At 60.9% G+C, this 26,607-nt stretch carries 19 protein-coding genes; 14 read left to right on the plus strand and 5 right to left on the minus strand.

The features are described 5' to 3' along the window. Positions 1–54 precede the first annotated feature (54 nt). From HHL26_RS01000 to HHL26_RS01050, 11 genes are all read left to right on the plus strand, one after another. On the plus strand, positions 55–1,221 hold the full coding sequence (locus HHL26_RS01000; protein ID WP_169575738.1) for an LLM class flavin-dependent oxidoreductase: 1,167 nt from the start codon (positions 55–57) through the stop codon (positions 1,219–1,221). A gap of 417 nt (positions 1,222–1,638) precedes the next feature. Beyond that, positions 1,639–3,861 carry a TonB-dependent receptor plug domain-containing protein gene (locus HHL26_RS01005; protein WP_169575739.1) on the plus strand — a complete coding sequence of 741 codons (2,223 nt, stop codon included), beginning with the start codon at positions 1,639–1,641 and terminating at the stop codon, positions 3,859–3,861. 286 nt (positions 3,862–4,147) lie between these two features. Further along, positions 4,148–5,824, plus strand: coding sequence for an AMP-binding protein (locus HHL26_RS01010; RefSeq protein WP_169575740.1), 1,677 nt, complete (start codon positions 4,148–4,150; stop codon positions 5,822–5,824). Positions 5,825–5,909: 85 nt separating this feature from the next. Beyond that, positions 5,910–6,845, plus strand: a complete 936-nt coding sequence (locus HHL26_RS01015; RefSeq protein ID WP_087574893.1) for an SDR family NAD(P)-dependent oxidoreductase — start codon at positions 5,910–5,912, stop codon at positions 6,843–6,845. Between the two features lie 688 nt (positions 6,846–7,533). After that, positions 7,534–8,466, plus strand: a complete 933-nt coding sequence (locus HHL26_RS01020) for a LysR family transcriptional regulator (RefSeq protein ID WP_169575741.1) — start codon at positions 7,534–7,536, stop codon at positions 8,464–8,466. A gap of 84 nt (positions 8,467–8,550) precedes the next feature. Beyond that, positions 8,551–9,069 (plus strand): (2Fe-2S)-binding protein, encoded by a 519-nt coding sequence (locus tag HHL26_RS01025; RefSeq protein ID WP_169575742.1) that lies wholly within the window; start codon positions 8,551–8,553, stop codon positions 9,067–9,069. A gap of 3 nt (positions 9,070–9,072) precedes the next feature. Further along, complete coding sequence (locus tag HHL26_RS01030) at positions 9,073–11,394, plus strand: molybdopterin cofactor-binding domain-containing protein (RefSeq protein WP_169575743.1); 2,322 nt, start codon at positions 9,073–9,075, stop codon at positions 11,392–11,394. Between the two features lie 113 nt (positions 11,395–11,507). After that, positions 11,508–12,767 carry an acyl-CoA dehydrogenase family protein gene (locus tag HHL26_RS01035; RefSeq protein WP_169575744.1) on the plus strand — a complete coding sequence of 420 codons (1,260 nt, stop codon included), beginning with the start codon at positions 11,508–11,510 and terminating at the stop codon, positions 12,765–12,767. Positions 12,768–13,001: 234 nt separating this feature from the next. Further along, entirely contained in the window at positions 13,002–14,495 is a 1,494-nt protein-coding gene (locus HHL26_RS01040) for a class I adenylate-forming enzyme family protein (protein WP_169575745.1), read from the plus strand. A gap of 86 nt (positions 14,496–14,581) precedes the next feature. Continuing rightward, positions 14,582–15,871: a MaoC family dehydratase N-terminal domain-containing protein gene (locus HHL26_RS01045; RefSeq protein ID WP_206377300.1), complete on the plus strand. Its 1,290-nt coding sequence runs from the start codon at positions 14,582–14,584 to the stop codon at positions 15,869–15,871. 64 nt (positions 15,872–15,935) lie between these two features. Further along, positions 15,936–16,592, plus strand: coding sequence for a flavin reductase family protein (locus HHL26_RS01050; RefSeq protein ID WP_169575816.1), 657 nt, complete (start codon positions 15,936–15,938; stop codon positions 16,590–16,592). Between the two features lie 273 nt (positions 16,593–16,865). Here the strand turns inward: HHL26_RS01050 and HHL26_RS01055 are convergent, their stop codons facing one another. From HHL26_RS01055 to HHL26_RS01075, 5 genes are all read right to left on the minus strand, one after another. After that, entirely contained in the window at positions 16,866–17,903 is a 1,038-nt protein-coding gene (locus tag HHL26_RS01055; protein WP_169575747.1) for an alcohol dehydrogenase catalytic domain-containing protein, read from the minus strand. 88 nt (positions 17,904–17,991) lie between these two features. Beyond that, a complete protein-coding gene (ribB, locus tag HHL26_RS01060; protein WP_169575748.1) occupies positions 17,992–19,104 on the minus strand; it encodes a 3,4-dihydroxy-2-butanone-4-phosphate synthase in 1,113 nt (370 codons plus the stop codon). Positions 19,105–19,197: 93 nt separating this feature from the next. Further along, positions 19,198–20,277, minus strand: coding sequence for an acyl-CoA dehydrogenase family protein (locus tag HHL26_RS01065; protein ID WP_169575749.1), 1,080 nt, complete (start codon positions 20,275–20,277; stop codon positions 19,198–19,200). Continuing rightward, positions 20,274–21,488, minus strand: coding sequence for an acyl-CoA dehydrogenase family protein (locus tag HHL26_RS01070; protein ID WP_169575750.1), 1,215 nt, complete (start codon positions 21,486–21,488; stop codon positions 20,274–20,276). Before HHL26_RS01070 ends, HHL26_RS01065 begins: the two co-directional genes overlap by 4 nt. 46 nt (positions 21,489–21,534) lie before the next feature. Beyond that, entirely contained in the window at positions 21,535–22,641 is a 1,107-nt protein-coding gene (locus HHL26_RS01075) for an acyl-CoA dehydrogenase family protein (RefSeq protein ID WP_169575751.1), read from the minus strand. Positions 22,642–22,932: 291 nt separating this feature from the next. Between HHL26_RS01075 and HHL26_RS01080 the strand changes: the two genes are divergently transcribed. The 3 genes from HHL26_RS01080 (at position 22,933) to HHL26_RS01090 (ending at position 26,555) form a co-directional block, all read left to right on the plus strand. Then, a complete protein-coding gene (locus HHL26_RS01080) occupies positions 22,933–23,706 on the plus strand; it encodes an enoyl-CoA hydratase-related protein (protein ID WP_169575752.1) in 774 nt (257 codons plus the stop codon). A 128-nt stretch (positions 23,707–23,834) separates the two neighbouring features. Then, positions 23,835–25,010, plus strand: coding sequence for an LLM class flavin-dependent oxidoreductase (locus HHL26_RS01085; protein ID WP_169575753.1), 1,176 nt, complete (start codon positions 23,835–23,837; stop codon positions 25,008–25,010). Positions 25,011–25,181: 171 nt separating this feature from the next. Then, the gene (locus HHL26_RS01090; protein ID WP_169575754.1) at positions 25,182–26,555 is read left to right on the plus strand and encodes an MFS transporter; all 1,374 of its coding nucleotides are present in this window, start codon (positions 25,182–25,184) and stop codon (positions 26,553–26,555) included. Positions 26,556–26,607 lie beyond the last annotated feature (52 nt).

Below are 26,607 nucleotides of genomic sequence, written 5' to 3' on the forward strand. Positions count from 1 at the left end.
TCGAGAGTCGGGATGTTCAGCGCTTTGGGAGAGCATTCGGTGGATAAAAGAAAGATGCAGATGAAATTTGGCGCGATGATGCCGCCGTGGCATGCGCCGGGTCAGAATCCGACCCGTGCCCTGCATCATGATCTCGAGTTGATCCAGCATCTGGATCGACTTGGTTATGATGAGGTCTGGATCGGAGAGCATCATTCGGGCGGATATGAAATTATCGGTTCGCCGGAAGTTTTCATCGCCACGGCAGCCGAGCGGACGCAGCATATCAAGCTTGGGGCCGGGGTGGCGTCGCTCCCTTATCATCATCCCCTGATATTGGCGGACAGGATGGTTCTGCTTGACCATCTGACGCGCGGTCGCGCCATGCTGGGCATGGGTCCGGGATCGCTCGTGACCGACTCGCGCATGATGGGCATGGACTATTCGCAGCAGCGCCGGCGGATGGAAGAGGGGGTCGCCGCGATCACCCATCTTCTTCGCAACGACGAACCGCTGACGATGGAGACGGACTGGTTCAGGCTTGAGAATGCGCGACTGCAACTTTCGCCCTATACCAAGCCTTGTTTCGAGCTGACGGTCGCCGCCGTGCGCTCACCGACCGGGCCGCGTCTGGCCGGGCAATATGGAACCGGCCTGCTGGGCGTTTCCGCCACCGACGATCTGGGAGGCTTTGACTATTTGAGCGATACGTGGAGCGTCGTCGAAGAGTCCGCCGCCGTGTCGGGGCAGAAGGTGGATCGCAGTTCGTGGCGTCTGGTGGCGCCGATGCATCTGGCGCCGACCCTCGATCAGGCGATCGAGGAAATGAAGTACGGTTACGCCAATGAATTGCGTTTTTCCTCGACCGGACCGTTCCGGATCCCGGGCGCGAAGGATATTGAAGAGGTCCTGGCAACGACGGATCACGAAACCCTTTGCCGGCAGGCCAATGACAGCGGCTATGCGGTATATGGAACGCCGGAAATGGCCAAGGCGCAGATCGAACGGCTTTGGAACAAGTCCGGAGGCTTTGGAACATTGTGCCTCCTGTTGACGGAGGTGGCCGATCCGGCCGCGACTGTGCGCTCGCTCGAATTGTTCGCGCGTGAAGTCATGCCTGAGTTTCAAGGGTCGCTGCACCGTCCCCAGGCCGCCTGGGATGACCTATATGGTGACAGGGACAAAGTTTCCTCGGAGTTTCGTGGTGCTCAAGATAAAATGATCCAGCAATATCGCAAATAAGATAGGTGGATCGACAAATATTGAACCAGTGAAGGGGAAAATCCCCTGAAACGGGTTGGTCGCGCCCCGGGTACTCATGCTCGGGACGGACAAGTCCATAGCAGATGATCTCTCAATGCCCTCATGGCGGAACCCGCCATGAGGGCATCTTCCTGTTGCGCTATCCATGATCTCCTCCATGTAGAAATATTGTTCCGTCAGGCGGGGGCGTCGTTCAAAGTTTCCTGGAGAGAAATAAAACGCATATGCCGATGTCGGTCACGCATTTGCTGCCTGAAATATTATAGCTGAGCATCCTCTCTATTATTCGCATCTCTTCAATACAGGGACGCCGGGGCATGAAACCTCGAGAGGGGTTCACGAGCCGAAATTACCGGGCAGGACGCGATAACAAGATAATAGGAGAGGGGATTCACTATGCAGTTTTCCAAAGGTCTGAAGTGCTTGGGTGCAAGCGCTTTGCCGTTAGTCTTGATCTACACGGCGGCAACGCCGGCTTTTGCGGAGGAAAGCCCACAGGAACGTGCGGCGGCGCCGGAAGGAACTCACGCTCATGACCCGGGCAAGACTCCGATTGAGTTGGAGGACATCGTGGTAACGGCCCGCAGACGAGCAGAATCCCTGCAATCTGTTCCGGTGTCAGTCACGGCGATTTCAGGTCAAACGCTTGCCGCCGAAGGTGTGAGGAACGTTATCGATCTGCAATTTCACACGCCGGGGCTGACAACCGTCGGGGCGGGGGGGAGCCGTACCCAGACAAATTTCGCGATGCGCGGCCAAACGCAGACATATGGGGGTGCTTTTGCAGGCGTCGCTTCCTATTTCGCCGATATACCGATCATCAGCCAAGCAACCGCATCGTTCCTGGATCTTCAGAACGTCCAGGTGTTGAAGGGGCCGCAGGGAACACTGTTTGGTCGCAACACCACCGGTGGCGCGGTCCTGTTCGCTCCGCAGCGGCCCAACAGCGAATTTGGCGGCTATGCCATGGCGAAACTGGGGAATTACAACCTCAGACATGCCGAAGGCGCGCTGAACGTTCCGATCGTATCCGATGTGCTGGCGGTGCGCCTCAACGCTCAGAGGATCAAGCGGGATGGCTACACGCTCAACCTCACGAATGGCACATATCGCGACAACGTCAACAGCCAGGCCTATCGCGGCAGTGTGCTTTTTACGCCATCCGGGGGTTTCTCGAATTATCTGGTCGCGGAATATTCGAGAGTGAACGACAGCGGCGGGTCGTTCATGATGAATGCGGTACGGCCCAATTCCCTCGTCGCCCGGATTTACCCGGATACATTGCAATATGTTCAGACGCAGAATGCGCGCGGTCCGCGTGTAATCGAGTCTGATGTCAATACATTCAACGAGAGCAAACAGCTCGTCATTGTCAATGAAACCACCTATCAAGTTTCCTCTGATTTATCCTTGAAGAATATTTTCGGCTATCAACGGTTCGATCAGAATTTCGTTACCGATCAGGATGGCAGTTCGTTCAATATTCTGTGGTTTCCGCAATCCGTACATACCAAGCTCGTGACGGATGAGTTTCAGCTGTCCGGTAAGGCGCTGAATGGCAACCTCTCCTTCATCGGCGGTCTATATTATGAGCAATTGTCGCCGACCGGGATCATTGCGATACATGCGCAGATATTCGGCAATCCCAACGGCGTCGCGTCGAACCAGCGCCGCGACGGCAGCAAGGCCATATATGGACAGGCAACCTATGATCTGAGCGGTATCCTGCCCGGTCTGAAGTTTACCGCCGGTGGCCGCTACACTTGGGATATCCGAAAGCTCGACCTGCTTGACGGAACGCCGGACCTGACCGCGAAATTCAAGGCTCCCACCTATAATTTCAGCCTGGATTATCGCATCGATCCCGGCGTTCTGGTCTACGTCGCCACGCGTCGCGGCTACAAGAGCGGTGGCTTTAACGCCCATGCGCCCACGCCGGAGCTGACGGCCTTTCAGCCGGAATATATAACGGACTATGAGGCCGGTCTGAAAGCGGATTGGCATTTCCAAGGCATGGCGGGCCGAACGAACATCAGTGTATATACCGGAAATTACAGCGATATTCAGAAGAATGAGGCTATTCCGGTCAATGGCAAGCTTCTGACAGCGACGTTGAACGCGGCGAGCGGTACGATCAGGGGCGCGGATTTCGAAACGAGCATTCGTCCGACATCCTGGCTCAATCTGTCGGCCTTCTATTCCTACACGGACGCCTTCTACAAATCCTTTCCCTCGCCGGAGGGGGATGCGACAGCATCGGAATTCGCCAATACACCCAAGACCAAGCTTGGAGCAACGGCCGAGATCACGGCTCCTCTGGCGGGCGACTATGGCAGTCTGAGTTTCCGGGCGAGCTATTATCACCAGAGTCATCAATATTTTTGGGATCTGAATTTCAACAATCCTGAATCGCGCGCGCCCGGTTATGCCCTGGTGAATTTGCGGGCCGAATGGTCGAATATTGGCGGCAAGCCGTTATCCGTCGCCTTCTTTGGCACCAATATATTCAACACCAAGTACATGCAGCAGGGGAATCCGCTGGCCGCTGCTCTTGGGTTCAACAGCGTCGCCTATGGAGATCCGCGCATGTATGGCGCTGAACTGCGGTTCGACTTTTGACGGAAGACGGAAGAGCGCCCTGAAGGTTGAAGGGCGGCTATGAGGTGAGCGAGGATCCCGCGCGATTGTGCGGGATCCTGGCCCCGGTCATCGGGGCGCGGCGTCCATGGCCAGGGGAGTTCAAACTGGTCCGATGCGGGTTGCGCATTGGGGCCAGCGGATTAGCTATGGAAGCATCGACCCGGCGGCGGTAGCTTGCCGGCTGGTGGACGATGATCGGGACGTTTCCGGCGATCAGCCCTATCCACCGATGACAATAAGTTCAGAAGGACAACAAATACCGGCCATGCGTAAAGACGCTCTCGATCCACGGTCGCGCGCCTCCCAGGAGGTTACGCTCACGCAAATCCGGGAGGACCGGGAACGGCTTCGGCTGCGCTGGCATGCTGAAGGTTTCTATGGAAAGGAAACCATCGGCGATATTCTGCGGATCGGCGCGCAAACCTATCCCGACGCGAAGCGCCACTTCTACTCCGCCGAAAGGCCGGAGCGCGTGTTCACCTTGCACGAAAGCTACCATCTGAGCCTGACCTATGTCGCCCGTTTGCAGGCGCTGGGCATCGGGCCGGGGGACGTCGTCGCGGTCCAGATGCCCAACTGGTGGGAAGCCGTGATCCTGAGCCAGGCGATCATCATGGTGGGCGCGGTTCTATTGCCCATCATACCCATTTATGGGACGGGCGACCTGCAATATATCCTGGCGACCGCCAGGGCAAAGATGTTGATCGTACCCCAGCGGACGCGCAATATCGACTTTCTGGAACGCCTGGAATCGCTCGGCTCCCTGCCTGATCTGGAGCATATCCTGATTGTCGGCGAAGAAGTCCGTCGCGGGGCCATGAACTGGGATCAGTTCCTCGCAATTGAGCCGCCGCCATTGAAAATGGCCGATATTTCTCCCGACAGCATTTGCCTGTTGATGTTCACATCGGGAACGACATCCGCGCCCAAGGGCGTCAGACATACCCACAATACGCTGATCGCAGAGACGAAGACCTTTCCTCTTTACCGTCCCGCCGATCCGGAGAACCCGCTGTTCCTGTCGGCGGGGCCTTTCGGTCATATCGGCAGCGCGCTGGAACTGATCAGGGGATCGTTGACGGGAAACAGCAATGTCACGCGCGACCGATGGGACGCGCAGGCCTGTCTGGACCTGATCACCCGGCTCAAACCATGCACCAGTAACGGCGTGCCCTTTTTCATGCTCACCCTGTTCGACCTGGTGGACAAGGGCCTTGGCGACATCAGCAGCCTGAAATATTTCACAATGGGCGGCACGTCGATCAGCCCTTCGCAAATATTGCGACTTGAAGAAGCGGGAATTACAGGCCTGCGGACTTACGGGGCCACGGAAATGCCCACGATCTGCGCGGGCCGCAAGGAAGATCCGATCGAGAAGCGCGCCTATACCGAGGGTCGGCTTCTGCCGGGTGTCGAGGTTCGCATCGTGGATGACGAAGACAATGACGTTGCCGATGGAAAATCCGGCGAATTGCTGGTGCGCGGGCCGGATCTCTTCGTGGGTTATCTCGATGAGGCGCTGGATCTCGACGCTTTCCTGCCCGGCGGGTGGTTTCGCACGGGCGACATCGTCGTGCGGGACGCGGAGGGATATCTCACCGTCGTCGACCGGAAGAAGGACATCATCATCAGGGGTGGCGAAAATCTTTCCTCGAAGGAGATTGAAGATGCCCTGTGCGGCCATCCCGCGATCTCGGAAGCCGCTGCGATCGGTATGCCTGACCCCTTATATGGCGAAAAGGTCTGCGCCTTTGTCTCCTTGCGGGCTGGTCAATCCATAAGCCTTGAGGCGGTGCAGGCCCATTTCGCTGAACTCGGGCTGGCCAAACAGAAAATGCCGGAACAGCTTGAGGTCGTTGAGGATTTTCCCCGCACGCCGCGAGGCAAAGTAAAAAAGACCGACCTGCGGGCCTTGTTGCAGCCACAGGGGCACTCGGCTTGAGGCGTGTTGCCTGATAATCCCGAATGTCCCCTTCGATGAGCGCGTCCCTGACGGATTTGGCCTTACAGATTTGGAGAATGACCCCGTGACACCCAAGCTTCGCCTCGAAAACAAGGTTGCCGTCGTGACGGGCGCCGGCCGCGGGATCGGTCGTGCGGAAGCTTTGCTCCTTGCGGCCAATGGCGCGAAGGTGGTCGTCAACGATCTGGGCGGAGCGCCGACCGGCGGCGGCGGCGACAGGTCGTTCGCGGACAATGTCGTGAGCGAAATCATCGCCGCCGGTGGCGTGGCGGTGGCCGAAACCTCCAGCATCGCCAGCATGCAGGGGGGGCAGGCGGTGATCGACGCCGCGCTCGACAATTTTGGACGACTGGATATTCTGATCAACAATGCCGGGATTCTTCGACCTTCCAAGGTCCAGGATCTGTCGGAAGAAGATTGGGACATTGTGCATGACGTCAATCTGAAGGGCTATTTCGCGACGATCCGCGCTGCGGCCCGCATATTCATCGAACAGCGCACCGGCGGCGTCATAGTCAACACAAGTTCGGCGTCAGGTCTGGGGCATTATGGCATGTCGGCCTACAGCGCCGCCAAGGAGGGGGTCATAGGTCTGACGCGCTCTGTCGCCCGAGACCTTGGGCAATTCGGCGTTCGCTGCAACGCCGTTCGTCCCTCTTCGTCGATCACCAATATGAAATTGCCACTGCTGCAACAGTTGATGGCTGAATCCGTCGAATTGGGAATGTCGGGAATCTGGAATCGCACGACCAAGTCGGTGATACCGTCCCGGCCAGAGCATGCGGCCGCCCTGGCGGTCTGGCTGTGTACCGACGCCACCGCCCATGTGAGCGGACGCGAATTCTACGTGCAGGGCGGCGAAATCGGGCTCTTCCCTGAGGTCGAAGTGATGCGGTCAACATTCAATCCAGAGGGATGGGATCTTGATAGTCTGGACGATCCGGGCGTCGCCGCGCATTTGGTGGGCGACATCAAGAATCGATGTGTGCGGGCGCCGTAAGGAAAAACCGCCCATCTTTGCACGGCCCGTCGAGTCGACTGCCATGCTGCTCAAGCGCGGAGCAGTAGGCGCTCGTTAGGTTCGCCATCCGCCTGTTTGCTCGATCGCGGAACGGCCCTCTTCGCTGGCTTCGATAGCGGCGGCGACGCCCGGCTGGGCCTGCAATTGTACGCCATCGATCCGTGAATCCGTGCGTCAGGGCTATTCCGACAGCCGCTTCCATGAGCAGCGGCTGCGCATCTGCGCGCCCATTAAAGCGCAGGTCCGGAACGAAGCTCAGGACGAGTTGACACCCGCCCATATCTCTGCGACATTGGACCAATAACGGAACATGAAGACCGTATATGAGACAATAGGAGCAGGAGCATCGGCATATGCGCATGAATTTTCATGCCTTTCCCTCGCGCCATCGCTGGACCGGCGGCAAGTCGGCCCGCCCGACCTCTACCGGCCAGCGCGCCTCTATATTCGCGGTAACGCTTGATAGTTTCGGCTTCGACAAAGCCCGGCGGATATCGTTCCGACGGTTCGATTTCGTGGGTCGGAGAGGGTGGCGAGTCAGCCTCCCGGGCAAGGCGAGATGGGAAGAAATATCGGCGTTTGAAAGGGTTTAGCTGCAGGGAGCAGGGTAAGCGGGGCAGTATCGCCGCGTTCATCCCGGGCTCAGAGTAAATGGAACGGTGCAGTCATGAGGTTAGATTTTGATCGAGTCCTGAAGTTCGCCGTCGTCGCCCAGGAATTATCTTTTACGCGGGCTGCCGACCGGTTGTGTACGGACCAGCCGTGGTTATCGCGGCAGATCATGCAGTTGGAAGGCCGGCTTGGGTTTGCGCTGTTCAAGCGGGAAGCCAGCCGCATCTATCTGACGCCGGATGGCGAGGAATTCCTGGCTTATGCTGAAAAGCTGGCCGAGATCAGCGAGTCCACCACACGCAAGGCAGAGGAGATGCAACGTCGGCGCAGGCTGAATCTGCGGATCGGTGTGGCGCGTTTCACCTACTGGTTTCAGGCGAGAAACATTCTTCTGGAGGAATATAAGGCCGTCCGATCGGGCGTGAACCTGGACCTCACCGCCACGGAGACGACCGAGGGCGTGCTGGACATGTTGCGCAGCTGGACCGTCGACGTCGGTCTTGTGATGGGTCCCGTCGGTGAAGCGGATATGGAAGAATTGTGCATTGAACGCGGCCACACGACATTGTCGATCCCGGAAGAAGATCCCCTGGCGGCGGCTGAATCGGTAGCGCTCTCGGATCTGCGCGGTCGCAGGGTCGCAGTCACGCCGGTATCGAATGAGGCCCGGCGCGACTTTATCTACGGATGGGTCGACAGGGTGGGCGCCGTACCGGTGATGGTCCCTGAAGGACATGCGTTCATGGCCGATGCCGCCGAGCGCGAGAGGTTGTTCTTCATCAACCTGGCGCCCGGAGAGAAGAATCCTCCGCGCTTTGTGCGGCGTCCCATTCACGGGCCGAAGCCGCGCGCCAATCTCTATCTGGTCAAGCGCAAGGGCATAACATCCCCGGCGATGGATCGCCTTTGGCGTCTTGGAGAGGAGCTGGCGACGCAAAAGGAGGAGGAGTATCGACCGGCCGATCGGGTGCTTCGGCTGGCGTCGTGAACTGGGGATGCGCTGTCGATATGAAGTTGCCGCTACCGCAACAACAGATGGCTGAAATCTTCGAATTGGGATAGGTTGGATTTGATGGTTACGATCGTCGTCAACGGTGCCGAAACTCCGGTCAGGTCGTCGCCGGACACGCCCCTGCTTCATGTTCTGCGCAACGAGCTGGGCCTGACTGGACCGCAGTTTGGCTGCGGCCTTGCGCAGTGCGGTGCCTGTTCGGTCCTGTTGGGAGACGAGGAGGTTCGTTCCTGTGTCCTTCCGCTGGCTGAGGCGGTTGGCAAGGCAATCACCACCCTGGAGGGCTTGCCCGGCCGGTGGGCGCGCAGCCGTGGCGCCCCCGGTCAGGGCGGCGTGCTGCCCCTGCATCCCGTTCAGCAGGCCTGGATCGAGGAACAGACGCCGCTTTGCGGATTCTGCCAGAGCGGCATGATGATCAAGGCCACGGAGCTTCTGGAACATACGCCCGAGCCAACCACCGCGCAGATCAAGGAGGCGTTCACGACATCCGGCCCCTCGCCGCACCTGTGCCGTTGCGGCAGCTACACCGCCATAATCGAGGCCGTGCATCGCGCTTCGGCCATCATGCGAGAGGGCTGACCGATGTCCGTACCCCCTGCGGATAGTGCCCGCCTGCCGGTGCTCACCCGCCGCAGACTTCTGCAGGGCGGGGGCGTCCTGATGGTGGGCGTCGCACTGTACCGCCTGCAGGCGGCTGGCCCGGTCGGCCGCTCGCTGAATCCGGCGATGCTGAACTCCTGGATCGAGATCCGCCCGGACAACACCGTCCTGTTGCGCACCGGGAACAGTGATTTCGGTCAGGGCACGGTGTTCACCGCCTACCGCCAGATTGTCGCGGAAGAACTGAACATGTCGATCGAGGCGATCACCACGATCGTCACGGGCGATACGGACCGGACGCCCGATGGCGGCGGCTCCTACGGATTCCTGGAGGCCGGATCGCCGAACGTCCGCAAGGCCGCCGCCTACACATATCAGGCGCTGTTGGACCTTGGCGCCGAGCGGCTGGGCGTGCCACGCGAGAAGCTTTTGGGCGAAGACGGCGCCTTTTCGGTGGGAGGCAGGAGAGTCACCTATGGCGATCTGGTCAAGGGACGCGACTTGACGCTGACCATTTCTGTCCAGGAGCGCTGGCCCGCGGGAATGAGGATCGTCGGGGACCCGCCGACCAAGCCGGTCAGCCAGTATAAGATCATCGGCAAGTCCATCGACAACAGCGCCATAAAGTCGAAAGTCTCGGCCACCGAGCAATGGGTCACCGATGTCCGGCTTCCGGAAATGTGGCATGCGCGGATCGTCCGACCGGCGACCCTGGGTTCGAAGCTGGTCTCGGCCGGCGCAGTGGACTCGAAAGCGTTTCCCGCCGCCAGGATTGTCGTGAAGGGCGACCTGGTCGCCGTGGTCTCGCCCGACGAGTGGGAAGCGAGTCAGGCCGCGCTGCAGGTCGCCGGCGACACCAAATGGACGGAGTGGCAGGGATTGCCGACCAATGCCGGCCTCTATGAGACGATGCGCAAAGCCGATTGGGCTTCGACGCCAGTGCAAAAGGGAAAGAGCAGCAAGGAAGGCATCCGTCCGCTGCTGGACGGCGCCGCCCGGACCCTGAAGGCGACCTATCAGGTGCCCTATATGAAACATGCGCCGATCGGGCCCACCATGGCGGTCGCGGATGTGCGCGACGATGTCACCACGGTCTACACCCATACGCAGAACGCGCAGATGTTGCGCCGGCAGATCGCGCAGATGCTCGGCGTGGGGCTGGACGAAGTGGTCATCCGCACTTTCGCCGGGCCGGGCCATTATGGACGCTCCAATGGCGGGAATGCGGGGGCCGAGGACGAGGCCGTGATCCTCTCGAAGGAGCTGGGCCGGCCGGTCCGCGTCCAGTGGACGCGCGCGGAGGATATGCAATGGTCGACCCAGTCGCCCGCCGCCTTCTCCGACATCGAGATCGGCCTTGACGCGAAGGGTCGGATGATCGCCTTTCAGGTCGATCACCATATGCCGGCGATGAACGACAATCGGCTCATCGGCGCGGTGCTCGCCGGTCTGCCGACGCTCCCGCCGCCGACCGAGAAGCCGCCCGTGTACGGCAAGTCCACGCTGAACCTCCTGTGGGACCGTTGGACCTATGAGGGCACGACCGAGATCATGGAGCGGGCGCACGGCACGCGTCAAATCGGGCAGGACGCCTCGCCCCTGGCCATCGGCCTGCGCGACCACAGCATGCGCTCGCCCGGCCAGTTCCAGCAGAATTTCGCGCGCGAACTGGCGATCAGCGAAGCGGCCGCCCTTGCCGGTGCCGATCCCCTGGAGTTCCGCATCCGGCATGCGACCGATCCGCGTGTCGTCGGCGTCCTGGAGGCGGTTCGTGACGCCGCCGGATGGCAGCCTCGCCCGTCCCCAGCCCCTGACCATGCCTCGGACGGCGACAGGCCGGTGCGCGGCCGGGGGGTGTCGATGCTGTACCGGCTGGACAGTTATTGGGCCAGCGTCTGCGAGATTTCGCTTGTCCCGTCGACGGGCGTCGTCACGGTGGAACGCTGCGTCGTGGCGGTCGATCCGGGCATCGTCATCAATCCGAAGCAACTCCAGCGTCAGGTCGAGGGCGGCGTGACCATGGGGCTCAGCCAGGCGCTGAAGGAAGAGGTGATGTTCGACCAGAGCGGCGTCACCGCCACCGACTGGGCCGGATATCCGATCCTGACCATGGCGGAGATGCCGGAGATAAAGGTCGTGCTTCTCAATCGGCCGGAAGTCGGCTGCTATGGCGGGGGATCGGAAGGCGGGAATGTCCTGGCGGCCCCGGCGATCGCCGCCGCGATCCATGACGCCACGGGCAAGATCCTGCGGCGTTTTCCCTTCACCCCGGCGAATGTGCTGCCCGTTCTGGGAAGCGGATGAAGAACGTCGGGAAAGACAGTCTCACATTCCGTCATGACTTCCTACCCTTGGCCAACGGGCTCGAGGAACGCTGAAATCGGCCATAGAGCCAGTTTCAGGGAATATGAGAGCCGATGAGCACCGATTCATATCGTTCGCGAGAAAATCCGGCAGGTGGGAATGACATGGATCCGGCCTGCTTCGATGGTCCGCGGGACAGCTCGATCACGGACTTGCGTCACGATCTTCAGGCATTCCGGGAGGGCGTGCGGGCGTGGGTCAGGAAGGTGGCCCCTCCCGAACAGGCGCATCGCTGGCAGCAGGCAAAGGGGGCCGCTCAGGTCGAGGTCCAGAGATGGTGGATGCGCGAGCGCAACAAGGTCGGACTCGCGACGCCCCACTGGCCCGAGGAATATGGGGGCGCGGGCCTCAATCTTGAGCATCAGATCATCATCGCCGATGAATTCGCCAGAGCCGATGCGCCGGAAACGTCCGCCTTCACGGTGGCGATGAACCATATACCGGCGACGCTCATCCCCTATGGCACCGAGCATCAGAAGCGGAAATATCTTCCCACCGTCGCGCAGGGCACGGTCTGGTGCCAGGGATTTTCGGAACCGGGCGCGGGATCGGATCTGGCGGCGCTGCAAACGCGTGCGGTGAGGGACGGCGACCACTATGTCATCAACGGCCAGAAGATCTGGTCGTCGCATTCCATGTATGCGAGCTGGGCCATTTTGTTGGCGCGCACCGATCCGGAGGCGCGCAAGCAAGCCGGGATCAGCTACTTCATCCTCGACATGAAGGCGCCAGGGGTGGAAGTGCGGCCCATCCGCAAATCGACCGGCGCGTCCAATTTCGCGGAGTTGTTCCTGACCGACGTGCGTATCCCGATCGAGGATCGTGTCGGCGAGGAAAATGAGGGCTGGGCTGTTGCGCAGGCGACGCTTTCGGCGGAACGCGGCGTGCTCGCGTTCGATCGGCTGGAGCGTGAACGCGCCACGTTGCAGAGATATTATGAGCGTGAACTTGCCAGCGATGCGGCCTGGCTGAAAGACGATCAGCTTCGGCGGGAGTTCATGCGCCTTTTCGCCGAACAGCATGCGGTGCGCCGGCAGATCCGGGCGCTGCTGCGCGAAACGAGGGAGCCGGGCGTCTGGTCGATGACCCCTTCGCTGGTGAAGCTCCTGAGCTCATCCTTGCGCACGCGTCTTGCGGAGCTGCAACTGCGTATCGCGGGCATGGAAGGGCAGAAGATCGGTCCGCAGAACACGGTGCTGCCCGTTCCCATGTATGACTATCTGGACTCCTACGGCTCCACGATTTCGGCGGGTGCGAACGAGATTCAGCGGAACCTGATCGCTGAGCGTGGTCTGGCCATGCCGCGCGGATAATCCCCTGGGAAATGTGCCGCCCCCTTGCCGTCAATGCGTCATTGACCTGCCCGGATGCTATACTCTCCTTGGATTTGGCTCCCGCGCTCGCGAAGGATGAAGGTGGAGCTTTAACGGGTTTGCCCGGCATTTCGCAGGGGTCCGCTGCTGGTTGGGGCGTGACATGACAATCTTCATACAGAAGCGCCGGGACGGCAATTCAGGACAGCTCCGTCAGGTCTCATTGAGGTAACGATGCAACTCGCCAAGCGTCTACAAACTATCTTCGCCATAAACCCTCAATCCTGGGCGCTGGAGTTCGAGGGGCATCGATGGTCCTGGGAGGAGCTGAGCGGCGTTGCCCTGACGATTGCGGCGGCCTTGCGGGCGGCGGGCTTGAAGGAGCATGACGTCGTGGGATGGGCGGCGCAGAACGTGCCTTCCTCCGTGGCGTCCCTGACGGGGCTTGTGCTTTCCGGACATTGCGCCTGCGTGCTGAACCCCCATATGGCCCCGCAGGTTCTGGCGGACGAGATACGAACGCAACGCTTCCCGCTGATCATCGGCGACCCGCAATTCTGGGCGATCCCGGGCGTGGTCGAAGCCGCCCGGGCATCGGGCAGCGCGGGGATTGTTGCGAGCTGGTCAGGCCTCACGACATCGATCGAACCTTATCCGGGACTGGAGTTTGTTGGTCCGGAGTCCCACCGTGATCCCATGCCGGGCTTTGTGATCGAGCGGGTGAGCAGCGGCACCACGGGGCCGCCGAAGCGGACCCCCCAGCGCGAGGAGGCGGTCCTTGCCTCCCTGTCGCTCGGCCAGCGGAAGGAAGCAGGAGTTGACGAAGGACCGCCCCGGCTGAGCCAGTCCCCGGCACTCGTCATTCGCCCGCTCGCGCACTCTGGTTCGTTCGCGGTGCTGCTTGCCCTTTATTCCGGCCGACCGATCTCGCTGCACGAGAAGTTCGACATCGAACGGACGGTCGACGCGATCGGACGATACCGCCCCAAGGTGCTCTCGCTGGTGCCGGCGATGATCAGGATGATCTGGGATGCGCAGGTTCCCCCGGAGCTTCTCTCCAGCCTCATTGCGATAAGAACCGGCACCGCGCCGCTGGATTCCGACCTCCAGCAGGCTTTTGAGGACAAGTACGGGGTTCCCATTCTTTGCGACTATGGCGCCACGGAATTTGGCGGCGTGGCTGGCTGGTCGCTGGCCGACCATAAACGCTATTCCAGGGAAAAGCGTGGCAGCGCCGGCCGGCCGATAGTTGGCGCGCAGATTCGCGTGATGGACCCTGTGACAGGCGAGCAGATTCTCGACGGTGGCGTCGGTTTGCTGGAGGTGCAGGTCGACAAGAAGACAAGCGGCTGGGTCGGCACCAACGACCTCGCCCGCATCGATGAGGATGGCTTCCTCTTCATACATGGCAGGGCGGACGACGCCATTGTCCGGGGCGGGTTCAAGGTTCTGCCGGAAGAGGTCGCCAACGTGCTTCGCCGCTTTCCCGGCGTCGAGGATGCTGCTGTCGTCGGCGTTCCCGATGCCCGTCTGGGTCATGTGCCGGTGGCGGTGATCGAGCTTCGGGACGGCGAGCGCGTCCCGGATGAGGGCGCCGTGAAGGCCTTCGCGAGGGAGCATCTCACGCCCTATCAGGTCCCGGTGGCCGTCAAATTCGTGGACAAGCTTCCAAGGACTGTTTCGATGAAGATCATCCGGTCCGAATTGCTTGCACTGGCGATGAATTAGCCGACCCCGCCGCCGGGACTGGCGACAATAATAGAAGAGTACGGCGATCCCCTGACGCCGCTCAACGACCAGGCATGGAGGAAATCTTGTCAGACACAGCAGAGCATGCGGCGCCCAAGGCCATCGACGCCCGGATCAAGGATGAGGATATCGACCGGCAGCGGCGCCAGATGGGCGTGCCTCAATCGACGCATGGCCTGCCCTATAACCGGATCGTCTCCGAAGACGGGATCAGGCACTTCGCCTTCGGCTTTATCGGCGATGACAATCCGCTGTGGCATGAGCCCGATTACGCCCGGACGACCCGTTGGCGCGGCCAGATCGCGCCGCCCCTGTTCGCCACCACGACGGGCCTGAATGAAACGCCGCCTCCGGCGACGCCCGAGATGAAGGCGCTGTTCAAAGGGCTCTATAAAGGCGTCGGCCGTTACAATGTCGGGACCCGGTGGCTGCTGTTCAAGCCGATGCGCCCCGGCGACCAGCTCTATCACGACCTGAGTGTCGATGATGTTCAGGTCAAGGAGACATCGTCCTTCTCGGGCGCGCGTACCGTGCTTGAAACCTATCGGCACCTCTATGTGAACATGGATGGCGAGCCTGTGGCCGTGCGCTACGAAAGCTTCGTCAATGCCGAACGGGGCGGGTCGAAAAAGGTCGGCCGTCACGCCGACACCAAACGGCACGTCTATACGAAGGAAGAGATCGACGCGATCGACCGCCTGTACGCGGCGGAGGAAAGGCGCGGCGCTGAGCCGAGATGGTGGGACGACGTTTCGGTCGGGGACCAGATCGTGCCGGTGGCCAAGGGGCCGCTGGGCATGGTGGAGGTCATCGGGGCGCATATGGGCTGGGGTCTGGGCGCGACCTATGGCGGCGGCCCCTTGCGCTATGGCTGGAAGATCCGCCAGAAAATCCCGGCCTTCTACAGCGAGGACCGATATGGCGTTCCCGGGTCCATGATGCGCGTGCACTGGGATCCGGAGCGCGCGCAGGATCTCGGACTGCCGGCGCCCTATGACTACGGCCAGATGCGCTCCAACTGGCTTACCCACGCTCTCACCAACTGGATGGGCGATGAGGCCTGGATCATGTCGATGCAGACCGACGTTCGGATGTTCAATTTCCATGGCGACACGACGGTCATCACCGGAAGCGTGGTGGACAAGCGGATCGAGGGTATCCACCATGTCGTGGAACTAGACCTTGAAGGGACGAACCAGCGCGAAGAAATCTCCTGCACCGGCAGGGCCGTGGTCATTCTGCCGTCGAAAGCCGGCGGGCCGGTGATCCTTCCCACACCAGACCTGGCGCTGGCGGAGCGAGGCGCGAACATGATGGCCGATGCAGCGGCCCGCATCAGGGAGCGTTCGAAATAATATTGGTACGGGTCAGGGTGGCGCTTTTTGCCGCTGCGGCCACGTGGAAGAAGGGTTGACCATAGTGCAATTCGACATGGCCGAGCTCGATCTTGGCGCGCGCTACAAGATCGTCAATTCGACGATCACGCCGCGACCCATCGCCTGGATTACCACGGTGGGGGAGGGCGGGCTGGTCAACGCCGCGCCCTACAGCTTCTTCAACGCCTGCGGGATTGAGCCGCCGCTGGTGATGCTCGGCCTGCTCAAGGACATGAAGACCGGCTCGTACAAGGACACGGCAACCAATATCGCCGCGAGCGGAGAGTTTGTGGTCAATCTTGTCGGGGAAGCCGACATGGAGGCGATGAATCTTTCGAGCGTCGATGCGCCGCGCGACATCGGCGAGATCGACTATGCCGGGATCGAAACCGTGCCCTCGGAAAAGGTCGCGCCGCCGAGAATCGTCACGGCGCCGGTCAGCTTTGAGTGCCGCAAGATCGAGATGCTCGACATCGGCAGGTTGCAGACCGTGGTGATCGGGGAGATACTGGTCGCGCACGTCAAGGACGAGTTCATCGCCGATCCCGCGAAGCTCTATTTCGATACGCCCGCGATGAAGCTTGTCGGGCGCACGCATGGCGCGGGCTGGTATGCGCGCACCAGCGACCAGTTCAGCATCGACCGCCCGCGCTTCGACCCCGATCGCGCCGAAAGGACCCGAGGGAAGAGCCGGCTGTAAGCGAAGAGGTCGCGGTCGGGGCCACCGGGCTCAACGTCGAGGGCTGGTCTTCCAGCGATTCCTGGCCGCTATCGAGGTAGCAGTCATATCAACGGTGAATGTCCGGCGCGGCATGCCCAACTTCTCCAACTCGCATCCGGCCGGACAGGCGCTTCATTGAAAGCCACAGCCTGTCACGAGTTCGACGCCGCAGGATGATGAAACTGCGAGGTGCGTCGCAACAGCTGCGGATGTGGGAAGTCCTGTAAGTCCCGAGGCGGTTGGGGTCTGTGTCTATGGTTTCATCATCACCTTCAGCACGTCACCGCTCCGTTCGAGGCAACGTTCATAAGTATCGAGACCGTCGCGCAGCGCTGCGGTCGTCGTGATGAGTCTTTCAGGACGGATGCGTCCCGATTGCATCATTGGCACCAGCTCTCCCCAATAGCGACTGACTTCGGTCATCATACTGGCGCGGATCGTGATGCCCCGGACGCAGGCCATTATCGGGATACGGAAATCCAGATTGCTGTCGACCCCAAGCACGTTGAGGTTGCGCCCGGTCCCCACCAGCGACAAGGCAAGATTCACGGTATTTGTGCCGCCCACGGCTTCGATCACGCTGTCTATCATGCGGCCCGATGTCATTTCGGCGATGATGTCGACGAGATTATCGGGCGGTAGCGCCACCGCACCCAATTTGCGTGCGCGTTCCCGACGGTCCTCGATCGGATCGATAGCATAGACGACGGACGCGCCCATCACGAGCGCGAGTTCGACGGCCATGAGGCCGATTGGGCCGAGGCCGATCACCGCCACGCTGCGGCCGGGGCCCACCTGTGCGCCAACACAGGCGGCATAGGCCGTCGGCACATTGTCGGTTAGAAGAACTGCCTGCTCGTCGGTCAATCCTTCAGGAATCCGAGTGGCATTGAACTCGCCGACCGGCACGCGGATGGCTTCGGCCTGGCATCCTTCGAGCGGGCCGCCGATGCCATAGACTTCCGCCGGCGCCCTTTCGCAACGCTTTATCTCCCCGGAAAGGCAGGGCCGACAGGCGCCACACCCTGTCGCAGCGGAGAGCATGACCCGGTCGCCAACCCGCAGGGAGGATACTGCGCGTCCGGTTTCCACCACCTCGCCAACTGCCTCGTGCCCGATGCAATAGACAGGCCGTGCAGAAGGCGTTTTGCCTTGGAAAAGATGCAGGTCACTGCCGCAAATTCCGCAGAGGTTCATCTTGACGATGATGTCCTCGTCCTGCTCGATCTTGGCGTCCGATACATCTTCATAACGAAGATCGCCTTTGCCGTGCATCACCAAGGCCTTCATCTTTCCTCTCCTTCTTTGCCCAATTTTTCCGTGCGTTCGTCTGTTTTATCTTTCTTCAGCCGCTAGCGTGGATTTTGCGGAACTCGTCTCAGAGCGGGCGCTCCGCGACAATGTTCAGGCCATAGCCGTCAAGCGCCACCAGCGTGTGGTGGGAGTTGGTCAGCAGGATCATGTCGTGGATGCCGAGTTCGGCCAGAATTTGCGCGCCGACGCCATAGTCCCGTAGTTGATGGACTTCGGTGAATTTTTCGGTCGCGATGGCATTGGCTTCCTGCGATAGTTTCATCTGCTGGTTCAGCAGGATGATGACGCCGACTCCTTCCGCCGCGATCGTCTCCATCGCCTTTCTGAGCAGGCCCTTGCGCTCGCCCGTCAAGGCGAGAGCATCGGCGAAAAGCCCCAGGGAATGCATGCGGACCAGTGTCGGCTTGGCGGGATCGACCTTGCCCTTGATGATGGCCATGGTTTCGGTATCGATCGACTTGTTGCGAAAGGTCACCGCCGTCCAGTCGCCGCCCCAGTCACTTTCGAACTTCGTCTCGGCGACCCGCTCAAAATTGTGATCATGCCGCCGGCGGTAGGCGATGAGATCCCGGATCGTGCCGATCTTGAGGCCGTGAAGCTCCGCGAAGCTGACGAGATCGTCGAGTCGTGCCATCGACCCGTCGGCTTTCATGATCTCGCAGATCACGCCTGACGGATTGAGACCGGCCAGGCGCGCGACATCCACCGCTGCTTCGGTATGCCCGGCGCGCACCAGCACACCGCCGGGGTTAGCGATGAGCGGGAACACATGACCCGGCGTCACGATATGCTCGGATCCCATGGACCCGTTGATCGCGACTGCGATCGTTCTGGCGCGGTCGCCTGCCGAGATGCCCGTGGACACACCGTCCCGCGCCTCGATCGAAACGGTGAAGGCCGTTTCGTGCCGCGTGCCGTTGGCCGGGCTCATCAACCGAAGGCCTAGCTGATCGACGCGGGTCTTGGTCATGGCCAGACAAATCAGCCCCTTGCCGTGGGTCGCCATGAAGTTGATGGCCATTGGCGTCGCCATCTGCGCGGGGATGATGAGATCGCCCTCATTCTCACGATCCTCATCGTCGACGAGGATGAACATGCGGCCGTTCTTTGCCTCGTCGATGATCTCCTCGATCGGGGACAGGAATGCATGCCGGGGGGTGCGAAGAGGGACGATCATCGGTCTATGGCTCCAGAAGATTGAAAGGGATCGCGCTCCGCGTCGCCATGTCGCACGGCGTCGCAGCGCTCTCGTCGAGGCGAAGGGCTGCCATCACCATCCGGCGAGATCGGCGGCTTTGGCGAACAGACGCTCGGGCCTGCCTCCCCACGCGAAGTCGAACATCGCCCGTTTCAGCCAGATTTGGGAATCATATTCCCACGTAAAGCCGATGCCCCCAAGAAGCTCGGTGCCCAGACGGGCGGTTTGTAAAAACAGTTCGGCGGAATGCGCCTTTGCCAGACAGGCGGCATGGCTGGAGCGCTCGACATAATTTTCGAAGGCATAGGCCGCGAACCAGTAGAGCCCTCTTGTCGGGATCACTTCGACGGCGAGGTTGGCGAGTTGATGTTTATAGGCCTGGAACTGGGCAAGCTTGGCACCGAACGCCTCGCGCACCAACGAATAGTCCCTGGTCATGTCGAGAATGCGGGAGGCTCCACCAAAAGCATCCGCGGCGAGCAGCACCAGCGCGGCATCGTGCATTCGCGCGGCGCCGGCCGGGCCATTTTCCAGCAGTTCCGCCTCCGCGTCGGAAAATTCGACGGCGGCGAGGGGACGGGTCACATCAATGCCATCCATCGCTTCCGCCGTCACCGTCGGCGTCAGAGCCTCCACCACAGCCAGTTGGCCGCCCGCGAGACCGACGACGAATATGTCTGCGATCTGACCGGCGGGGACATTGATCTTGCGGCCGCTGATACGCGATCCATTCGGCGCGAGACTCCAATCGTTCGGAGCCCAGCCGTCATTTTGATCGGAAAGGGCGACCGAGGCGATCTTCTCGCCGCTCGCGAGCAGGGGAAGCCATTTTTCCCGCTGTTGCTCACTGCCGCCTTCGGCAATCGCGATCGTCGCCAGCACATGTCCCAGGAACGGCGTAGCCGCACCGGCATAGCCAAGCGCCTCGGCTACCAGCGCAAGCTCGATCATCGTCAGTCCGATGCCGCCAAATCGGTCGGGCACGGCGATGCCCGGCACCCCGAATTCGACCAGATCGCGCCATGACCCTTCATCCCACGATAGCTGACCGTCGACCACGGCCCTGAGGCGCTCGTGATAGCCGGCAGCCGAAACGATGCGCCTTACTGCGTCCTGCAGCTGATGCTGCTCTTCCGAGAGTTTGAAGTTCATTGGTCCATCCCAGAAGCTTCGCGTCCGCCGACGCCGGCATTGTCCCGGGGCAGGCCCAGAACGCGCTCACCCACGACATTGCGCTGAATATTTGACGAGCCGCCTGCAATGGCGATCTTCAGGCTGTGAAAGGAATTGTAGATCCACTTGGCATTGCCTTTCAGGCCGTCCCTTCCTTCGCCGGGGCTCATGAGAAGGTAATCGTCCGCCAGCAGGTCGCGTGTCAGCCGCTCGACCAGATGGATCGTGTCCGTCAGGTACAGTTTCTGGGTGAGCAGATAATCGCCTGAAGGCTCTCCGGCCGCTTCCATGGAAAGATCGCGGTAGGTCGAATAGCGCATGGCATAGAGCCGGGCCTGGACACGCGCGATCTCCCGGCGCAGATGCGGCTCTTCTATGGCGGGCTTTCCGTCGCGTATCGTCTCGCGGGCGAGCTTCACGATGCGGCGCAGGATGGTGTCCAGCCAGTTCACGCTGCGGAAGCCGGACCGCTCGTGCCGCAGGGTCGTGCGCGATACGGCCCATCCATTGCCGCGCCCTCCCACAACCCAGTCGGCTGGCGCCTCTGCGTTGTTGAAGAAGACCTCACAAAATTCCGATTCCCCTGTGATCTGCTTGATCCGGCGAATCTCGATGCCGGGCTGATGGAGGTCGATCAGAAGATAGGAGATTCCCAGATGCCGTGGAGCGGATTCCGTCCGCACCAGCGCATTCATATATTGGCATTTGTACGCGTTGGAGCTCCAGACCTTCTGGCCATTGATGATCCACTTGTCACCGACCAGTTCAGCGCACGTGCGCAATGCTGCCAGATCGCTGCCCGCATTGGGTTCGCTATATCCCTGGGACCAGAGAAATTCCCGGCTCATCGTGCGCGGGATGAAGAAGTCCTTCTGCTCCTCCGTGCCCCATTGCAACAGGACCGGGATGACCCGGTTGATGCCGATGACTTCGGGCTCCCTGGGCGCACCCGCCCTGCGGAACTCTTCCTTGATGATCTCGCTTTGCAGGAAATCGAGCGGCTGCTCGCCGCCGCCATATTTCACGGGGATATGACGGAAGATGTATCCCGCTTTCGCGGCGCGGCGATGGAATTCGGCGGTCCGTTCCCGGAGGTCGCCAAGAGAGTCCGGGAGGGGCCAGTTCGCCGCCAGAAAGGCGCGAAGCTCCTCCCGATAATCATCGTATTCCTTCGAGTACGACAAATTCATCTGGTCCTGTGTCCCTTCACCTGTGCTTCGGGATCGGCGTTGCCGATCAAATCCCGAGTTCCGTCGTACTGTGTCCCTGTCGCGTGATGGCGGCGAGGGCAGTCGCCGCGAAGTCGCGAAGGGCGCGATTGTCTGCGACCAACGCCTCGTTCAGTCTCGCCCGCTTCGCATAGATGTGCGGATCGAACTCCCAGGTATGGCCGACGCCGCCATGCAGTTGGATGCAGTCGCCGGATACGAATGCGAAAGCTTCCGTCGCGCCCGCCTTGGCCAGCGCGGCCCACATGTCGGCATCGGGGGAATCGGCGGCGGCGCTCTCGACACCCTGCGCAAGCAGGTGCCGTTGCATCGCAATGCTCGCGATCATATCGACCGCGCGATGCTTGATCGCCTGGAAGGAGGCTATCGGCCGGCCGAACTGTACCCGGGTCTTGAGATAATCGATGGTCTGCGCCGATATGTTCGACGCCGCGCCCAGGCTGTCGGCCGCCAGCGCCAGCGCCACATGGCGCTGAAGCCGCCGCCCGATATTTCCGTCCGGATCGGGCAGGAGCGCGATCATGGACGCGCTGGCGCAATGCAGGACGCAAATCTCGCGCGTGGGATCCCAGATTTCCTGGGGACTGAGTGTCACACAGGCTGTCGCGGGCTTCAGCAGAGCCCAGGCCTCGACCGTTTGTCCCGATCCGACAGGTGCGATGATCAATCCCGAGTCCGCCGAGCCGAGCACATCCAGTTGCCCCGAAAGGGTGGAGCCGGTGTGGCTCAATATGGGTCCGGAGCCGACGGCGACCGGGATGGCCACCTTGAGCTGCCCGCTCGCGATCAGGGGCAGATGTTCGGCCTGAAGCTCCTCCGACCCAATCTCGGAAAGCCACTGGGCGGCGCTTAATGTCGCGATGAAGGGGCCGGGCGCGGCGCGGCGCCCCAATGCGGTGTGCAGCGCCTCCAGCCCATAAGGCCCTACATTCATGCCGCCAAATCTTTCCGGCAACGCCGCGGCCATCCAGCCGAGTTCCGACGCCCGCTTCCAGACCTGATCGTCGAGATCGGATTTGCCGTCCATATAGGCATGCAGGGCGAGGCTGTCGCATTCATCCGTCAGCACACGGGCCATGCTGTCGCTCAGGGCCTCGATTTCTTCCTGGTACATCAACTCGTCATCGCCCCTGAAGTCGGCAGCCTGATATTCGCGATGGTCATCGGCCGCATTTCATGGAACTGGCCGAAGCCAATTGCTCATCGGATTTTCGGGGTTTTGGCGCCCCTGTCGCCAGGGGGAGTAACGCATGACGCTATGCCAGCCCCACGGCATGGCCGATCTTTGCTGGATTTAAGAGGGCCAGCGTTGCCGGACCGTCGATAACCGATTTGACACCCGCCGCGCGCTGTCCCATTTATTACTGATGAAATGATCGGCTCATATATGATATAGGTGGGATGAATGTATAAGGATAATTCGCTCAAGGTCGACCTTCGGAAATCCGCGCTTTGGATCAATCTGGTCGATACGCCGCAACTCAATGCGGACCTCATCCATATATTCCGTCAGGCCAGTGCCGATCCGGATGTCCGGGTCGTGGTGCTAACGGGGGCGGTCGAGCGGATATTCTGCGTCGGCGGCGGCGGATCGGCGGCGCCCAGGGACCAGCGCGAGCGAAACGCCTATTGGGTCAAGGGCATGCGGCAGGCCCGCGAGCTTATCCTCACCATATTGGACTGCGACAAGCCGGTGATCGGCAGGATCAACGGACATGCGGTCGGCAAAGGTTGTTCGATCGCGCTGTGCTGCGACATCACCGTCATGGCGGAGGGCGCGAAAATCGGGGATACCCATGTCAAGGTGGGGCTGGCCGCCGGCGATGGGGGTTCGCTGCTGTGGCCCAATCTGGTCGGTTTGATGCGGTCGAAACGCTTCCTGCTGACGGGCGACCTGTTGACCGGCCGGGAGGCTGCGGAGATCGGCCTCATCACCGAAGCGGTCCCGGAAGCCGATCTCGATGCGCGCACGGATCACTGGGTGGAGCGGATGATGGGCGCGGCCTCTTCCGCCGTCGCGATGACCAAGCGGGCGCTCAACGCCTCCCTGCGGCAGCAGGCCTCCACGCATATGGACATGTCCCTCGGCCTGGAGACCCTCACCTTCCTGACGGAGGATCATGAGGTAGGTGTCGCGGCCTTGAAGGAAAAAAGAAAACCGAAGTTCGATCGCTCATGAGCCCATGCGGACCAAGAGTAGCAGGAGCGAACAATCAAATTGACAGTTCTCGATGTGTCTGACAGGATATTATATGCAGAACGCTTGTCTTATATATGATACGTTCAGGATCATCTAAGGAAATCATTATGCGCATGAACTTCGGCGTCTTTCTTTCGCCCTATCACGGGCCCGGACAAAATCCGACCTTGGCGATCCAGCGCGACTTGCAGATGATGGAGGCGTTGGACGCGCTCGGTTTCGAGGAAGCATGGATCGGTGAACACCATTCCGGCGGGTTCGAACTCATCAGTTCGCCCGAAGTGTTCATCGCCGCCGCTTCCCAGCGTACGCAGCGGCTGAGGTTCGGCACCGGGGTCGCGTCCGTGCCTTATCATCATCCGCTCATCCTCGCCGACCGGATGGTCCTGCTCGATCATATTACCCGGGGCCGCGTCATGTTCGGCATGGGGCCGGGGTCGCTTGTGACCGACGCGCGTATGTTGGGCATGGATTACAACATCCAGCGGCGGCGGCTGGAGGAGGGCGTGGGAGCGATCGCGCATCTGCTCACCAATGACGAACCCCTCACGATGGAAACCGATTGGTTCAAGCTTTGCGACGCGCGGCTGCAACTTTCTCCCTTCAACCCTTCCGGCATCGAACTTGCCGTGGCGGCGGTGCGTTCGCCGACCGGGCCACGTCTCGCGGGCCGTTATGGCGCCGGTCTCCTTGGCGTCGCCGCAACCGATGATCGGGGCGGCTTTGAGTATCTGGCCAATACCTGGCAAGAGGTGGAATCCGCGGCCGCCGAATATGGGCAATCCGCGGATCGCCGTAGCTGGCGTCTCATCGCCCCGATGCATATCGCTCCCACGCTGGAGCAGGCGATCGAGGACGTCAGATATGGATATGCCAATCAGCGCCGCTTCGAATCGACCGGTCCCTTCCGGATCGAAGGGGCGCCCGACATTGAGGATATCCTTGCCAATACCGATCACGAGACGTTGATCCATGAATCGAACGCCCGCGGCTATTCGGTCATCGGCACGCCGGAAATGGCCCGCAAGCAGATACAGCGTTTGTGGGACAAGTCGGGTGGATTCGGGTGCCTTCTGATCCGAATGACGGATATCGCCGATCCCGCGGCGACATTGCGGTCGCTGGAATTGTTCGCCCGCCAGGTCATGCCTGAGTTCCAGGGCTCGATGCGGCGCCCCCTTGCCTCATGGCTGAATATGTACGGCGATCGCGACGCGGTGGGCAGTCAATTCCGTCAGGCCCAGGACATGGCCATCGCCAAATATGCCGAAAAGGTGGGATAAGGGCGAAATGCGGGTCACATATCGGAAACGCGAAACAATTCCGAATGCTTGAGTATCGGCAGATTGTTTCCAATAAAGCACCTCTGATGCCGTAATCCGGGGTGCTGGTTTCCACCCGTGGGATCAGCGAATAATCGAAGTGAAAACAGGACCGCGGGGAGTGATCATCTGATGAATTATGCCGGGCAGGACGATATCGGTATAACTCAAGCCGGGAGCGTTTATCCCCACGGCGGCATGGTGTGGTACACCATGGGGATCCTCTCGGCCGGCTGGGTCATGGCCTATCTTGATCGCTACATCATCAGCGTCCTTATCGAGCCAATGCGCCAATCGCTGTCGCTGAGCGACACGCAGTTGAGCCTGGTGCAGGGGATGGCCTTCGCCCTGTTCTTCGTCGTCGCGGGAATACCCATCGGTCGTCTGGTGGATCGAACCAACCGGCGTAACGTCCTTCTTTTCGGGATTTCATGCTGGAGTCTGGCAACCATTGCCTGCGGCCTGTCCGAAAACTTCTGGCAGCTTTTCGCGTCTCGACTGGCTGTTGGTATCGGAGAGGCCTGTCTCGCGCCTGCTTCCTTCTCGATCGTTTCCGATCTGATTCCGCCAAAGCGTCGTGGAGCCGTAATGGGGATAATGGTTGGCGGAACGGCGCTTGGCAATGCCGGGTCGGTTTTCATCGGCGGGCTGTTGCTGCAAGTCTTCGGTCTACATGGCGTCTTGAACTTGCCGATATTGGGCGCGGTATCGAGCTGGCAACTTGTATTCATTGTTGTGGGCGCGCCCGGACTATTGGTCGCCCTGCTCCTGCTGGCGGTGCGGGAGCCTGTGCGGCTGGAAAAGGCCAGGGCGGTCATTGACAACAAGGCGTTCTTCAAATTCGTCCGGCAACAGCCTTCGGGGTTCGGGCTGACCCTCGCAGCCCTTACGGCCAACATGTTTGCGCTAAATGGGTTCGTCGCTTGGCTGCCTGTGATCCTCATGCGCATCCATCACATGCCGCCTGCGCAGATGGGGACGATCATAGGCGCCGTGCTGCTGTCGGTCGGCGTGATTACGCCGCCCATCGGCGGCGCGCTGGGAGATTGGTTAAGCCGTCGATATCCGGCGATCGGCCGCCTTGGTCCTTTGCTGATCGCTTATCCTTTGCTGGCGCTGCTCCAGTTCAGCTGGTGGTTCCTGGATGGCCCCTTTTATGCGATTCTGGTCTTCACCGTGAGCGCCCCGCTGCTGGGCAACATCATCGCGGGCGCCACCTATCCGGCCTTGACGCTGATGGTCCCGAACGAGATGCGAGGACAGGTCACGACCCTCTTCCTGCTCATTGGTACCATGGTGGGGATCGGTTTCGCGCCAACGGCGGTGGCGCTTGTGACGGACAATGTCTTTCATGATCCAACGATGCTCAGACAGTCTGTGATTCTGGTGGCGCTGCCCGCCTTCATAGCGGGGTTCATTCTGACCCTGCTCGCGCTGAAGCCATATCGCAGAACCTGTGAATTGACAGCCCGGGCTGTCGGGACCGCACCGGGTGCGGGAATGTGAGGCCGATGCAGAATGCAGGTCGGGCAGCGCACCTTCTGCGGGCGCAGGCTAG

It is taken from the genome of Sphingobium sp. TB-6, assembly GCF_012927365.1.
GTDB lineage: Bacteria > Pseudomonadota > Alphaproteobacteria > Sphingomonadales > Sphingomonadaceae > Sphingobium.